Below are 14920 nucleotides of genomic sequence, written 5' to 3'. Positions count from 1 at the left end.
ATTGGGCGTGCTGGGAATTTTGCATTGTATCGCAAAGAAACTAAAGAATCCTATCGCGTTGGCTTGCCTTAGCGCAAAGCGAACGACTTTGTACGGCACTAAATAATAAAGTGTCAACAAATTTTGTTCCACACCCCTTGTACTGTCGGCGGCTCAGCGATGATTGATTTATTTTCTTTGCAATAGGCTGCCTGAAATGCAGGCGCTATCCGCATATTGATGATTATTGCCCGCGCTACGTAAAGGGCAATGTGGCATTTCTTTTTTGCCTAGATTTGATTTAACGCCAGTTGCGCTTGAATGAAGGGTGCCAAGCGGGCGCTTTTCTTTTAAAATAGCAGAACATCTGAAATATTCAACTTTCAACGCCGTGGCGTTGTGCAAAAAAAGACAAACATGAATTTACATAAAACTGTTGCTGCCCAGGTTCAGGCAGCCTTTGATCAAGCCGGCATCGGCCAGCACCCTTTGGTATTGCAACCCGCTAAAAATGCCGACTTGGGTGATTTTCAAATCAACGGCGTAATGGCCGCGGCCAAAAAAAGCGGCCAAAACCCGCGCGAGCTGGCACAAAAAGTGGCCGACGCCTTGGCCGATAATGCGGTGATTGCCCGTGCCGAAGTGGCCGGCCCCGGCTTTATCAACTTGCGTTTGCAGCCCGATTTTCTGGCCGAGCAGCTTCAGGCAGCCTTGGCCTCGCCCAACGGCCATGTGAGCCAAGCTGCAAAACCGCAAACGGTGGTGATTGATTATTCTTCGCCCAATTTGGCCAAAGAAATGCATGTGGGACACTTGCGCTCCAGCATCATCGGCGACAGCCTCAAGCGCGTGATCCGCCATTTGGGGCACACCGTGATTGCGCAAAACCATGTGGGCGACTGGGGCACGCAATTTGGCATGTTGGTGGCGTATATGGTGGCGCAGCAGCAAGAAAATGCCGCATTTGAGCTGGCCGATTTGGAGCAATTTTACCGCAATGCCAAAGTGCGCTTCGACGAAGACCCGGCCTTTGCCGACACCGCCCGCGATTATGTGGTGAAACTGCAAAGCGGCGATGAAACCGTGTTGGCGCTGTGGCGGCAATTTGTGCACACCTCCTTGCAACATGCCCAAGCGATTTACGACCAACTGGGCTTGCTGCTGCAACAAAGCGATGTGATGGGCGAATCGGCCTACAACACCATGCTGCAAGACACCGTGGATGCTCTGGCCGCCAAAGGCATTGCCGTAGACGACAATGGCACCAAAGTGGTGTTTCTGGACGAATTTAAAAACCACGATGGCGACCCGGCCGCGTTTATCATTCAAAAACAGGGCGGCGGCTTTTTGTATTCCAGCACCGATTTGGCTTGCATTCGCTATCGGGTAGACAGCTTAAAAACCGACCGCATCCTGTATGTAGTGGACGCGCGCCAAAGCCTGCATTTTGCCCAATTGTTTGCCGTGGCCAAAAAAGCCGCTTGGCTGCCTGAAAATGTGAGCGCCGAGCATGTGCCGTTTGGCACCATGATGGGCAAAGACAACAAACCGTTTAAAACCCGCAGCGGCGAAACCGTGAAACTGGTGGATTTGCTTAATGAAGCCACCGAACGCGCCACCGCTTTGGTGCAAAGCAAAAACCCGGATTTGTCGGCCGAGCAAGCCGCCCACATCGGCCGTGTGGTGGGTATCGGCGCGGTGAAATACGCCGATTTGAGCAAAAACCGCACCAGCGATTATGTGTTCGACTGGGACAATATGCTCAGCTTCGAAGGCAATACCGCCCCCTATCTGCAATACGCCTACACCCGCGTGCAAAGCGTGTTTAAAAAAGCCGGCCAATGGGATGAACACGCCACCCCGGTGCTCACCGAAACACTGGAGCAGCAGCTGGCGCTGGAATTGCTGAAATTCGAAGACGTGCTCAACAGCGTGGCCGACAGCGCCAATCCGCATTACCTAGCGGCTTATCTATACCAAGTGGCCACCTTGTTCAGCCGTTTCTACGAAGCCTGCCCGATACTGAAGGCCGAAGGCAACACCCGCAACACCCGCTTGCAGCTGGCCAAATTCACCGGCACCGTGTTGCAGCAGGGGCTGGGCTTGTTGGGGATTGAAACGTTAGATGTGATGTGATGGGTTTCAGGCAGCCTTATACTTTGTGATAAGGCTGCCTGAACTTGCCCTATTTCAATAAATCTGAATGCGGTTTATGTTGAGATTGGGTATCAGACTAAGGCTGCCTGAACAGTTTGGTTTCGCAGAAACTGTATTTCAGGCAGCCTTAATTATACCAATTCTACAAAATAAGATAGCAAGGCGGAACTGATTTACTTGGTGCTTCAGCGCCTTAGTAAATCGTTCTCTTTGAGCTGAGCCGCAGACAGTACAGCTAGTACGGAACAGAGTTTGTTGGTGCTTTAGCGCCTTACAAAATCGTTCTCTTCGAGCTAAGGCGAGCCAACGCAGTTAGGTTATTTTTTCGAATTGGTATTATTACCCAAACCAAGCCAATATTAACGGGCGCAACAAACCCCAAGCCAAGTAAAACATCATCAAGGCAATCGCCGCATCCAACAGCTGCCAAGTGCGTGCCCGCCGAAACAAAGGCAGCAGCAATCGGGCGCCGAAGCCAAGACCGAAAAACCATAGCCCCGACATGGTGGCCGCACCCAGCCAAAACGGCAGCTTGGCATCGGCGGCCAAAGGCGCGGCCACGCTGCCCACCAGCAGCACGGTGTCCAGATACACATGCGGATTAAGCAAAGTGATGGCCAGCGTGAACAACAGCGTTTTCAGCCACGGTGTGGCAGGCTGATTACCCTGCGCGCTTAGCGAGATATGGCTGCCGCCGCGCCAAGCGCGTTGCAGCGCAAACAGGCCGTAAGCCAGCAAAAACAGCCCGCCCACCAAGCTGAGCAGCGGCGTGAGCCAAGGCAGTTTCTGCGTGGAGGCGGCCAAACCCCAAATACCGGCAGCCATCAACACCACATCGCACAGCCAACAGGTGAGCGCCACCAGCAGCACATGCTGGCGCAATAGGCCTTGTTTCAGCACAAATGTGTTTTGGGCGCCGATGGCGATAATCAGGCCGCCGAGCATAATAAAACCGGCAAAGAAAGCGTGGGTCATCATATGGATTGCTTGAGTTGTTGTGGTGATTGGCCGCCATCATGCCGCAGCCAATCGATGCAGGCAAACAAACACACAAATTTTCAGGCTGCCTGAAAATTTGTGTTGGCTAATATTGTGAAGCATGTGCGAAGATGCGGCCACAAAAGACCATGAACAGGCTCTAAAAATACAGGCATCAAGCGATGATGATTGACAGCAAACAAAGCGCCGCCTTGTTGGCGGTATTGCAATGGGGCAGTTTTGAGCGGGCGGCGCAGGCGCTGCATTTGTCGCCTTCGGCGGTGTCGCAGCGCATCCGCGCCTTGGAGGCAGGCATCGGCTGCGTGCTGGTAACGCGCGAGCGCCCGTGCGTGGCCACCAAAGACGGCCTGAAATTGCTGCCGTATCTGCGCCATGCCGAGCTGTTGGCACAAGAAATGGCACAAGCGTTTGCCGACGATGCGCCGCTGCCGGTGGTGCATCTGGCCGCCCATTACGATGCCTTGGATACCTGGCTGATGCCGGTGTTGGCACAATTGGCGGCGGAAGAAGCAGTGTTGTTCGACATCAGCGGCGATGATCAAGAACACACCTTGCGCTGGCTGGCCGAAGGGCGCGTGTTGGCCGCCATCAGCAGCCACGCGCAAGCCTTGCATGGCGGCATGGTGCTGCCTTTGGGGGCGCAGCGTTACCGCATGTTGGCCACGCCCGCTTTTGTGCAGCGCTATTTTGCCAACGGCATCAGCGTGAAGGCGCTCGCCCAAGCACCCTTATTGGGCTTTAACCGCAAAGACACTTTGTACGCCACGTTTTTGCAGCGTTATTTCGGCTTTGACGCTGCGCGTTGCCCCACTCATTATGTGCCCGCCAGCCATGCTTATTTTCAGGCAGTCTTATGCGGCATGGGCTGGTGTTTGATACCGGACGGACAGGGCGATGCGGCCTTGGCCGAAGGCATTTTGCAGGATATGGCGCCGGGCTGTTGGGTGGATGTGCCGCTGTATTGGCATGGCTGGCAAATGCAGTCGCCCCGCCTGCAACGCTTAAGCCGCCGCTTACAAGCTTTGGCGGCTGTTCGTTTGCATGTTTAAACAGCATATGGAGACATGGATAGATTGAGCAATAGAAAACAGCCACCGATGCGGTGGCTGTTTTGGTTAACAAAAATTTAGCGGCCGGAAGCGGCCTGGGTGGCGGTATTTTTTTCTCGGCTTGTGGTGCTGGTTTTGATGGGGTGATTAAAGGCAGCACGTTTGGCGGCCTGAAAAATATGTTGTCGGCGACGGTGTTGCATATCAGATTTCCTTTCTACTCTTCTTATACCAATTCTAAAAATAACCTAACTGCGTTGGCTCGCCTTAGCTCGAAGAGAACGATTTTGTAAGGCGCTAAAGCACCAACAAACTCTGTTCCGTACTAGGTGTACTGTCTGCGGCTCGCCGCCTTGTTATCTTAATTTTTAGAATTTGGTATTACTCAGTGTGTCGGTGCGTTTATTGTCCTTTATCAGCCAACACAGTTTAAATCAGAGGTGTGACAATTTAATGAAGCATAAGTTGCATCCGGCCATTGTTTTACTTGCTTTGATTGGGGCTCTTAGGCGGATGCAGCTATCGGTATTATATAGAGTCGAAATTCTAAAAAACAAGAGGGTGTAGGCGATTCAGCGTTTTAGATGATTTTTGAGTAGGTAGGTAATCCATGTAAAACAGGGTATTAAGATTAAATTGAGTGCCGTGTAGAATTCAGGTTGCCTAGGCAAGCGTTCGGTCTGAAGTACAGTTTCAGTTGGTCTGTACGAAGATAAAATGAAATGCACATATATTGCTCTTTAAATTAAAAGCATTTATTGTTTACCAGCAATATTCGTTATCTTTGTTTTGTCCTTTTCTCCAACTAATTGTAAAGGAAATTCTTTCACACATGAGAAATTGCGATCGTTGTTCCCGCTGTTTAGTCCCTGAATTTTATGGAGTATCATTACCCCAATTAAAAGAGACCGACTTATGGCAAGCATATTGCATGGTAACGCCAAGACTACGCCTAGAATCAGAAAAGAAATACAAGAGTCTGAAGAGAGCATCGCAGCGTTAGCTAAAAATACAATATTAATTTCAAAACCGTTCTCTACTGGAAACACGCAGATTCGGTCGAAGATAAAAAGTCCGGCCCCAAAACCCGCCCCAGCGTGTTGACCGAATCGGAGCAGCAGGCAATCTGTACCGTCCGGCGACATCTGCGGCTGTCATTGGACGAGCTGTATATCATCTTCAAGCCCAATATTCCAAAGCTGAGCCGCTCCAATCTGCACCGGTGCTTGCAACATCACGGATTGTCGCGCTTACCCAAGAATGAATCCGATGGCCAAAAGGTAAAAAACATTCAAACAATATCCGGTTGGCTTTGTCCATATCGACATCACCGAGGTGCGTTGTGAAACCGGCAAGCTGTACCTGTTTGTCGCCATCGACCGCAAAACCAAATATGTTTATGCAGAACTTCATCCGCGTATGACGCAGAAAACCGCCGTTTCTTTTCTGCGCAACCTACAACAAGATTGTGTGTTTAAAATCACCCATATCCTAACGGACAACGGTGCGCAGTTTACCTACAACTTGCTGAGCCAAGCACAACGGCCTGATAAGGAGCATCCGTTTGACGAGCTTTGCCGGCATTTGGGCATTGAGCACCGTACCACGAAATTCCGTCATCCATGGACGAACGGGCAGGTGGAGATTACCAACAAGATGCTGAAAGAGGTAACGGTCAAACGCTTCCACTATGAGCATCCTGACGAACTTAAACGGCACTTGATGGTATTTTTGCTGTATTACAACCATCAACGCCCCTTACGGTCGTTGAAGTACAAAACGCCTTGGCAGGCTTTGGAAGATTGCTATAATCTAGAGCCTGAATTGTTTCGTGAAAATCCATTCCAGAAGATTATGGGTCTTAACAAGTAGGAATCCTAGGGTCTGTTCACAATTACTTGTCATAAAGGTAACCACATCACAATGCACCCTAATAAAACCGTACTGTGAAAGTTGCGTTTCAGCTTATCGTAACGGCTGGCAATCGCTCGGAAATGTTTCAAACGGCAAAAGGCATTCTCTACCAAATGCCTGATTTTATATAAATACCAGTCCATGTCTTTATTTTTCTCTTCCCTATTTCTTTTATAGGGAATATTGGCTTTCGCACCGCTTTGCTCTATTTGCTCCCTGAGCCGGTCTGAATCGTAACCTTTGTCCGCATTAACCAACTCAGTTTCGGTAAGGTTGATATTATCAAGCAGCTCCGGTGCAACGGTGACATCATGGATATTGCCCGCAGTAACGATAACCTCAACCGGATTGCCTGCGGCATCTACAGCCAGATGAATCTTGCTGGTTCTGCCGCCTCGGCTCATACCGATTGCGTGATCCTGTTGTGCACTGAGCGCTGAGGCGCAGTGTTGGTGGGCACGGATATAACTGCCGTCTATGGCTACCCACTCCAAGTCACTCTCTTGGCTGAGCTGTTTCAAGATTGCAGTAAAAATGCCTTTTTCTGACCAACGGTTATAAGCGGTATAAACAGTATGATATTTGCCGAAATACTCGGGCAAATCCCGCCACGGTATGCCGGTTCTTATTCTGTAAAGTATGCCTTCAAGAATTCTGCGCAAATTGGGTTTGCTATAAATACCCAAATCACGCAGAATAGGTAACAGCTTCGTCCAATGTTCATCTTTGAGTAGTGTACGGGGCATCGCAGGTGTATTGGGGGGTGTGAGAACGTCCTTTTATGCCTGCGTTTCTTTTTTATTCAAGGGTATGACAAGTAATTGTGAACAGACCCTAAAAGCCTGAAGTAAAATTTAACTATTTTCATCAAATAATGACCGTAGGTGTTTTATTCAGCCAAGCCTTTGCTTTTGGCTTCCAGCATTTCCCAGCGTTCTAGTTTTTCCAGCAAGCTGTCTTCAATTTCGCCGATGCGTGCTTGCCAAGCGGTGGCGCTTTGGTAGTCGTTTTTAAATAAATCCGGGTCGCTTAGGCGGGTGTTGAGCTCGCTTTGTTCGGCTTCCAGCGCGGCGATTTCATCGGGCAGGGCGTCCAGTTCGCGTTGCTCTTTATAAGAAAGCTTTACGGTGCGGTTGGCTTTGGGGCGGGCTTTGTCGGCTTCGCTACCGCTGGCGGCTTTGCGGGTTTGGGCTGCCTGAAGCTGTTGTTCGCGTGTTTTGGCGTCTTGATAATCCTGATAGCCGCCGATGTATTCTTTCAGGCAGCCTTCTCCTTCAAATACAATGCTTTGGGTAATTACATTGTCCAAAAACATACGGTCGTGGCTGACCAAAAACACGGTGCCGGTGTAGTCGCGCAGCAATTCTTCCAGCAATTCTTGGGTGTCGATGTCCAAATCGTTGGTGGGCTCGTCGAGCACCAAAATATTGGCCGGGCGGGTAAACAGTTTGGCCAGCAGCAGGCGGTTGCGCTCGCCGCCGGATAAGGAGCTTACCGGGCTTTGCGCCCGCGCGGGGGAGAATAAAAAATCTTCTAAATAGCCGATAACATGCTTTTTGCGCCCGCCCACATCCACATAGTCGTTGCCTTGGCCTAGGGTGTAGAACACGGTGTCGTTTTCATTCAGTGCGCTGCGGAATTGGTCGAAATAAGCCACTTCCTGCTTGCTGCCCAAGCGGATTTTGCCGCCGGTGGGCGCCAATTCGCCCAGAATCAGTTTGAGAAAGGTGGTTTTGCCGATGCCGTTGGCGCCAATCAGGCCGATTTTGTCGCCGCGCTGAATCACGGCGGAGAAGTTGCGCATAATGGTTTTGTCGGCATAGGCAAAGTCGGCGTGTTCCAGCTCGGCAATGATTTTGCCGCTTTTTTCGCCACCGGCAAGCTTAAACGACACTTGGCCTTGCACATTGCGCCGTGCTGCGCGCTGTTGGCGCAATTCTTCCAAGCGGCGCACGCGGCCTTCGTTGCGGGTACGCCGCGCTTCGATGCCTTTGCGTATCCACGCTTCTTCTTGGGCGTGGAATTTGTCGAACAGGCGGTTGTGTTCGGCTTCCACTGCCAGCTCTTGCGCTTTTTTAACGCTGTATTGCGAAAACGAGCCGGGATAGCTGCGCATGATGCCGCGATCGAGCTCAACAATGCGGGTGGCGATGTTGTCGAGAAAGCGGCGGTCGTGGGTAATCACCAATAGGCTGCCTGAAAAGTTTTGTAGCAGGTTTTCCAGCCAGATAATGGCGTCGATGTCTAAGTGGTTGGTGGGCTCGTCTAGCAGCAGCACATCGGGCTTTTGCACCCAGGCCTGCGCCAGTGCCACGCGCTTTTTTTGGCCGCCGGAAAGGTTGCCAATCAGGGCGTTTTCAGGCAGCCCCAATTCGCCGATGGTTTGCTGAATTAAGGCGTCAAACTGCCAGCCATTGCGGTTTTCCAGCTCGGTTTGCAGGTGGTTGAGCTGTTTGAGTGCGGCTTCGTTGTGGCTGCCTGAAAGCTGTTGGCTTAGGCGGTGATAATCTTGCAGCAGCTGGCGCACTTCGCCCAAGCCTTCGGCCACTGTGTCGAATACGCTGGCGTTGTCGTCGAAAAACGATTCTTGCGGGACATACACGATTTTGAGGCCGTTTTGCTGGGTGATGTGGCCGTCGTCGAGCTTGTGTTCGCCCGCCAGAATTTTCAGAAACGATGATTTGCCGGCACCATTGCGCCCGATTAAGCCGATTTTTTCTCCGGCATCGAGTTGGAAGTTGGCGCGGTCGAGCAGGGCAACATGGCCCACGGCAAAGCTGGCTTGGTCTACAGACAATATATTCATGGTTTAGGGCAGTAAATGAGGGATGCAGTAATGAGGGATGCAGTAAGGTTTCAGGCAGCCTTTTAAAGCTGCCTGAAAAGCAAAATCAGAGCGGCATTGTACCGCAAAGCGATGGCTAAGGCTGGCTGGCCAGAAACGCGGCCAATGCAGCGGCACTGGGCATGCCGCCTTGAGCGCCCATACGGGTAACCGACAGCGCGGCGGCGGCGCAGGCGTGGCGCACGGCTTGTGGTAAACCCAGCGGCCAATACACCGCCAGCGCGGCGTTGAACGTGTCGCCTGCGCCGGTGCTGTCCACCGCTTGCACCGCAAAGCCCGGCTGTTGGCACAAGCCTGCTTGTGGGTCGTAATAGAGCGCACCATCGGCACCGCAAGTCATCACCACGCGGTGATTGGCGGCGGCAAATAGGTCATGGGCAGCAGTGTGTTCAGGCAGCCCTAGGCTGATGGCCAGCTCGTGGGCATTGGGGGTGAGCAGGCTGCTGGCGGCCAGTAGGCTTTCAGGCAGCCTTTGTGCCGGGGCGGGGTTGAGAATAAATGGCTTGCCGTGTTTTTGCGCCAAGGCTGCGGCGGCTTCAACACAGGGCAGCGGGATTTCCAATTGGCTCAACACCACATCGGCCGCGGCAATCAGCGCTTCTTGCGCTTCAATATCCGCCACGGTGAGGCCGAAATTGGCGCCGGACACCACGATAATATGGTTGTCGGCCTCGGCCACGGTGATGTTGGCCATGCCGGTGGGCGTGTTAGCCAGCGTTTTCACTGCTGCGGTATCCACGCCTTGCTCCTGCAAACCGGCCAGCAGCTCGCGGCCAAAGGCATCATCGCCCACCGCACCCACCAAAGCCACTTCAGCCCCCAGCCGCGCCGCCGCCACCGCCTGATTGGCACCTTTGCCGCCCATAAACTGCGCAAAGCCGCTGCCCAACAGCGTTTCACCCACCGCCGGAAAACGCGGGGCAGTGGTAACCAAGTCCATATTGATGCTGCCGATAACGGCGATTTTGGGGGTGTACATAAGGTTCTTTCAGCAAATAAGGGTTCAAACTAATGGTAGGCAATGCTTAAATATCCGCCTCCACCTTATCGCCTTCGGCTTCCATCCAGGCGCGGCGGCTGGCGGCTTCGCCTTTGCCCATCAGTTTGACAAAGATGTGTTCGGTGTTTTCACCGCCGCCGGCGGGGATGCGCACTTGCAGCAGGCGGCGGGTGTCGGGGTGCATGGTGGTGTCTTTGAGCTGGTCGGGGTTCATTTCGCCCAGGCCTTTAAAGCGGCTGATGGCGTAGGCGCTGTCGCGCACGCCTTCGGTTTGCAGGCGCTCGAGGATGCCGTCGAGCTCTTGCTGGTCTAGGGCGTAGAGTTTGCGCGCGGGTTTGCTTTTGCCTTGGGCGTTTACGTCTACGCGAAACAGCGGCGGCTGGGCCACGTAAATATGGCCGCGGGCAATCAGCTGGGGGAAGTGTTTGAAAAACAGGGTGAGCAGCAATACTTGGATGTGGGCGCCGTCAACGTCGGCGTCCGACAGAATGGCGATTTTGCCGTAGCGCAGGCCGGATAAATCCACAGTGTCGCCGCTGCCATGGGGGTCGACGCCGATGGCCACGGCGATGTCGTGGATTTCGTTGTTGCCAAAGAGCTGGTCGCGGTGGGTTTCAAAGCTGTTGAGCACTTTGCCGCGCAAGGGCAGGATGGCTTGGGTGGCTTTGTCGCGCGCAAGCTTGGCCGAGCCGCCGGCGGAATCGCCTTCCACCAAAAACAATTCGTTTTCGCGCAAGTCTTCGCTTTCGCAGTCGGTGAGTTTACCGGGCAGCACGGCCACGCCGGAGCCTTTTTTCTTCTCGATTTTTTTCACCGAGCGCATCCGCGCTTGTGCCTGTTTGATGGCCAGGTCGGCAATTTTTTTGCCTGCGTCTACGTTTTGGTTGAGCCACAATTCAATGGGGTCGCCGGATACGGCGGCCACCAGCTTGAGCGCATCGCGGTTGGTGAGCTTGTCTTTGGTTTGGCCTTGGAATTGCGGGTCGAGCACACGGGTGCTGAGCACAAAGGCCACGCGGTTGAAGACGTCGTCGGACTGCACTTTAACGCCGCGCGGCAATAAATTATGGTGGTTGATAAAGTTGCTCACAGCATTGAATACGGCCTGTTTCAAACCGGCTTCGTGGGTGCCGCCCAAAGGTGTAGGAATCAGGTTGACATAGCTTTCGGAGGCCACGCTGCCTTCTTCCAGCCAGGTGAGCGCAAACGACACGCCTTCGCCGGGGCTGAAATCGCTGTCGCTGTCGGCACCGATATGGCTTTCGGCGGCAAACACAGGCACGGCTTCTTGGGCGTTTTCCAACAGGTTGAGCAAATAGCTTTTCAGGCCATGCGGGTAGTGCCAGCTTTGGGTTTGCGGCGCTTCTTCGCCTTTGGCCGGGCGGCTTAAATGCACGCGCACGCCCGGCAGCAGCACGGCTTTGGCGCGCAGCAGGCGCTCAAGCTCGGGCAATTGGTGGTGCGGGCTTTCAAAATAGCGCCCATCCGGCCACACGCGCACTTCGGTGCCGCTGTCTTTTTGGGCGCATTTGCCGATTTCGGCCAGCGGCTCCAATACATCGCCGCCGGCAAACACGATGCGGTGGATTTTGCCTTCACGCTTAACGGTAACTTCCAAACGGGTAGACAACGCGTTGGTAACCGACACACCCACGCCGTGCAAACCGCCGGAAAAGGCATAGGCGCCGTTGCCGCTTTTTTTGTTGAATTTGCCGCCCGCGTGCAATTGGGTAAACACCAGTTCCACCACCGGCACTTGCTCCAGCGGGTGCAAGCCCACGGGAATGCCGCGGCCATTGTCGGCCACGCTCACGGAGCCGTCTGTGTGGATGGTAACGTCGATATGGTCGGCAAAGCCGCCCAAAGCTTCGTCGGCGGCGTTGTCGATGACTTCTTGGATGATGTGGGTGGGGCTGTCGGTGCGGGTGTACATGCCCGGCCGCTCTTTTACCGGCTCTAAACCTTTAAGAACGGTAACGCTGGATTCGTTGTATTGTGCTTGGCTCATAAAATCACGTGATGTTGGCAAACGGATAAGGCTGCCTGAAAGGTAAAACGGTGGCGGCCAAATGGATGGGATTTCGGCCATGTGCAAATTATTTTTGGCATGAATATTTAAATAAGGCTGCCTGAAAACGCAGTTTCTGCGAAGCTAAAACGCAGTTTCTGCGAAGCTAAAACGCAGTTTCTGCGAAGCTAAAACGCAGTTTCTGCGAAGCTAAAACGCAGTTTCTGCGAAGCTAAAACGCAGTTTCTGCGAAGCTAAAACGTAGTTTCTGCGAAGCTAAAACGCAGTTTCTGCGCAGCTAAAACGCAGTTTCTGCGCAGCTAAAACCCCGCTGGTGTTGATGTTTTAACAGTGTGTTAATTCTGTGCCTTAAGCCCGGATTTCATCCAGTGCTTGGCGCAGTGATGCCACGGTGCGGGCGGGGTTTTGCAGTTTATCTAGGCCAAATAAGCCGATGCGGAAAGTTTGGAAACCGGCCGGCTCGCCCACTTGCAAGGGCACCCCCGCAGCGATTTGCACGCCGTGGCGGGCAAAGGCTTTGCCGCTGTGGATATCGGCATCGTCGGTGTAGCACACCACCACACCCGGGGCGGCAAAATCGGCGGCGGCCACGCTGGCATAGCCGTATTCGGCCAACAAATCACGCACATCTTGGCCTAATTGCAGCTGGGCGGTTTTCAGCGCCTCAAAGCCGATGCGTTCAGCCTCTTGCATCACATCGCGCAGCACCAGCAAAGCATCGGTGGGCATGGTGGCATGATAAGCATGGCCACCGTTTTCATAGGCTTGCATGATGTGCAGCCATTTTTTCAAATCACAGGCAAAGCTGCTGGATTGGGTGTCGTTTACCCGCGCCACGGCCGCTTCGCTCAGCATCACCATGCCGCAGCAGGGCGAGCCGCTCCAGCCTTTTTGCGGCGCACTAATCAATACGTCGATGCCCAGTGCTTGCATGTTTAGCCACACCGTGCCCGAAGCAATGCAGTCAATCACCAGCAGGCCACCCACGGCATGCACGGCGTCGGCCAAGCGGCGGATATAGCTGTCGGGCAGCATCATGCCGGAAGCGGTTTCCACATGCGGGGCAAACACCACCGCCGGGCGTTGTTCGGCAATGGCGGCGCACACGGCCTCAATCGGTGCGGGCGCAAACGGCTGCTGGCTGCCTGCGGCCGCTTGGGCATTCATCACCGTGACTTGACGGCTGATGTTGCCCATTTCCAAAATTTGCGACCAGCGAAAGCTGAAAAAGCCGTTGCGCACCACCAAGCAGCTTTGGTCTTGCGCCAGCTGGCGTGCCACGGCTTCCATGGCAAACGTGCCGCTGCCGGGCACAATGGCCACCGCGTCGGCGTGGTATACCTGTTTTAGCAGGCCGGAAATATCGCGCATGGCGGTTTGAAAACGCGCCGACATATGATTGAGTGCACGGTCGGTGTATACCACCGAGTATTCGAGCAGGCCGTCTGGGTCGATGTGGGGCAGTAGGGCAGTCATGTGTGCTTCCTTGAGAGAAAAATTCGCAATAGAGGCCGATTGTGGCCGAAGGCGCGGCACCATGCAAGGGGGTGTTGACCAAACTTTATGCTTGCGTGCCTATGGATGCGCTGCGGGCATGGGCTATAATGCCCGCTGTTTTGCGTTGCCATTCAGGCTGCTGAAAGGCTGCCTGAAAAAATCAATCCATCTCAAGCTGCCTGAAAGGCAGTTTGAGAAAAGTAAATCCATCCCAGGCTGCCTGAAAACATCGCCCTTGCCACAGGAATTCCTGCATTATGATGATACACCCCAATTTCGATCCGATTGCCTTGAGCATCGGCCCCTTGGCCATCCGCTGGTATGCCCTAAGCTATATCGTTGGCTTTGTGCTGTTTATGTGGCTGGGGCGGCGGCGTATCAAGCGCGGCAATACGGTGTTTACCAATGAAATGCTCGACGACTTCCTAACTTGGGGCGTGTTGGGGGTGATTATCGGCGGGCGCTTGGGCTATGTGCTGTTTTACCAGCCCGGCTTTTATTTAAGCCACCCGCTGGAAATTTTGAAAGTGTGGCAAGGCGGCATGGCGTTTCACGGCGGCTTTATTGGCGTGTTGGCGGCGATGGCGCTGTTTGCACGCAAACACAAAATTTCTTTTTTGCAGGTAGCCGATTTTGTGGCGCCGCTGGTGCCGCTGGGGCTGGCTTCTGGGCGCTTGGGCAATTTTATCAACGGCGAATTGTGGGGGCGGGTCACCGATCCCAACGCATTTTGGGCGATGGGTTTCCAGCACGCACGCGCCGAAGACATGGCGATTGTGGGGCAAGATCCTTCGCGTTGGCTGGCCATATGGGAGCAATGGCAAATGCTGCCGCGCCACCCCTCGCAGCTGTACCAGTTTGCGCTGGAAGGTGTGGCACTGTTTGTGATTGTGTGGCTGTTTTCACAAAAGCCGCGCCCACAAGGGCAGGTGGCGGCCTTATTCTTGCTGGGCTACGGCGTGTTCCGTTTTATTGCCGAATTTGCCCGTCAGCCCGATGATTATCTCGGCTTGTTGGCCTTGAGCATGTCGATGGGGCAGTGGCTGAGCCTGCCGATGATTTTGCTGGGCTTGGCCGGTTTTGTGTATTTTGGCCGCCGCAATAAACAGGCTGCCTGAAAATATAGTGAAATAAAGAATCAAGTGATATAAGGCAGCAAGCCGTAGACAACACGTATGGGACAGATTTTATTGGCGTTTTAACGCCGTATACCATCGTTTGCTTTGCGCAAAGGCGGGCTAACATTGTAGCACTTTTTATTTATTTCACTATATTGATGTAAGCCAACCCGCAATGTTGCAATGGTATGTGTTTGAACATCCGCCTCAAGCCGTTTAAAAGCGTGAGGCGGATTTTTTTATGCCGGGGTTTGTGTAAATATTTTGGCAATAGCGTTAGCCCGCAATGGGCATATTTTTGCGGTTTCGCTCAAAATGATACAGTTTTTTATG

The 14920-nt window shown here is 53.4% G+C and carries 13 protein-coding genes; 5 read left to right on the top strand and 8 right to left on the bottom strand.

The features are described from left to right. Window positions 1-168: 168 nt before the first annotated feature. The gene (locus JQU52_RS12415) at window positions 169-366 is read right to left on the bottom strand and encodes a hypothetical protein (RefSeq protein ID WP_230338788.1); all 198 of its coding nucleotides are present in this window, start codon (window positions 364-366) and stop codon (window positions 169-171) included. Between the two features lie 30 nt (window positions 367-396). Here JQU52_RS12415 and argS point away from each other — a divergent pair, with 30 nt between their 5' ends. Further along, complete coding sequence (gene argS / locus JQU52_RS12410) at window positions 397-2115, top strand: arginine--tRNA ligase (protein WP_230338787.1); 1719 nt, start codon at window positions 397-399, stop codon at window positions 2113-2115. 360 nt (window positions 2116-2475) lie between these two features. Here the strand turns inward: argS and JQU52_RS12405 are convergent, their stop codons facing one another. Next, window positions 2476-3114, bottom strand: a complete 639-nt coding sequence (locus tag JQU52_RS12405; RefSeq protein ID WP_230338786.1) for a LysE/ArgO family amino acid transporter — start codon at window positions 3112-3114, stop codon at window positions 2476-2478. Between the two features lie 182 nt (window positions 3115-3296). On the opposite strand from JQU52_RS12405, the gene JQU52_RS12400 reads away from it, so the two are divergent. After that, a complete protein-coding gene (locus tag JQU52_RS12400; protein ID WP_230338785.1) occupies window positions 3297-4184 on the top strand; it encodes a LysR family transcriptional regulator ArgP in 888 nt (295 codons plus the stop codon). Window positions 4185-4237: 53 nt separating this feature from the next. Beyond that, a complete protein-coding gene (locus JQU52_RS12395) occupies window positions 4238-4477 on the top strand; it encodes a hypothetical protein (RefSeq protein WP_230338784.1) in 240 nt (79 codons plus the stop codon). A 462-nt stretch (window positions 4478-4939) separates the two neighbouring features. Here the strand turns inward: JQU52_RS12395 and JQU52_RS12390 are convergent, their stop codons facing one another. Continuing rightward, window positions 4940-5329, bottom strand: a complete 390-nt coding sequence (locus JQU52_RS12390) for a hypothetical protein (RefSeq protein ID WP_230338783.1) — start codon at window positions 5327-5329, stop codon at window positions 4940-4942. 175 nt (window positions 5330-5504) lie between these two features. Between JQU52_RS12390 and JQU52_RS12385 the strand changes: the two genes are divergently transcribed. Continuing rightward, a complete protein-coding gene (locus JQU52_RS12385; protein WP_328301431.1) occupies window positions 5505-6056 on the top strand; it encodes a DDE-type integrase/transposase/recombinase in 552 nt (183 codons plus the stop codon). Window positions 6057-6085: 29 nt separating this feature from the next. Here JQU52_RS12385 and JQU52_RS12380 read toward each other — a convergent pair whose 3' ends face one another. The 5 genes from JQU52_RS12380 to JQU52_RS12360 all read right to left on the bottom strand — a co-directional run bounded on the left by JQU52_RS12380 (window position 6086) and on the right by JQU52_RS12360 (window position 13448). Then, window positions 6086-6844: an IS5 family transposase gene (locus JQU52_RS12380; protein WP_230338781.1), complete on the bottom strand. Its 759-nt coding sequence runs from the start codon at window positions 6842-6844 to the stop codon at window positions 6086-6088. 143 nt (window positions 6845-6987) lie between these two features. After that, window positions 6988-8904, bottom strand: a complete 1917-nt coding sequence (locus JQU52_RS12375; RefSeq protein WP_230338780.1) for an ATP-binding cassette domain-containing protein — start codon at window positions 8902-8904, stop codon at window positions 6988-6990. A 115-nt stretch (window positions 8905-9019) separates the two neighbouring features. Further along, on the bottom strand, window positions 9020-9922 hold the full coding sequence (gene rbsK / locus JQU52_RS12370; RefSeq protein WP_230338779.1) for a ribokinase: 903 nt from the start codon (window positions 9920-9922) through the stop codon (window positions 9020-9022). A 46-nt stretch (window positions 9923-9968) separates the two neighbouring features. Next, window positions 9969-11951, bottom strand: coding sequence for a DNA topoisomerase IV subunit B (locus JQU52_RS12365; RefSeq protein ID WP_230340583.1), 1983 nt, complete (start codon window positions 11949-11951; stop codon window positions 9969-9971). A 369-nt stretch (window positions 11952-12320) separates the two neighbouring features. Continuing rightward, a complete protein-coding gene (locus JQU52_RS12360; protein ID WP_230338778.1) occupies window positions 12321-13448 on the bottom strand; it encodes an aminotransferase class V-fold PLP-dependent enzyme in 1128 nt (375 codons plus the stop codon). Between the two features lie 278 nt (window positions 13449-13726). On the opposite strand from JQU52_RS12360, the gene lgt reads away from it, so the two are divergent. After that, complete coding sequence (gene lgt / locus JQU52_RS12355) at window positions 13727-14587, top strand: prolipoprotein diacylglyceryl transferase (RefSeq protein WP_230338777.1); 861 nt, start codon at window positions 13727-13729, stop codon at window positions 14585-14587. Window positions 14588-14920: the final 333 nt, after the last annotated feature.

This window comes from Paralysiella testudinis, assembly GCF_016894345.1.
GTDB classification, from domain to species: domain Bacteria; phylum Pseudomonadota; class Gammaproteobacteria; order Burkholderiales; family Neisseriaceae; genus Paralysiella; species Paralysiella testudinis.
The sequence above is the reverse complement of the archived record's forward strand: the minus strand, read 5'-3'. Positions and strand labels throughout refer to the sequence as shown.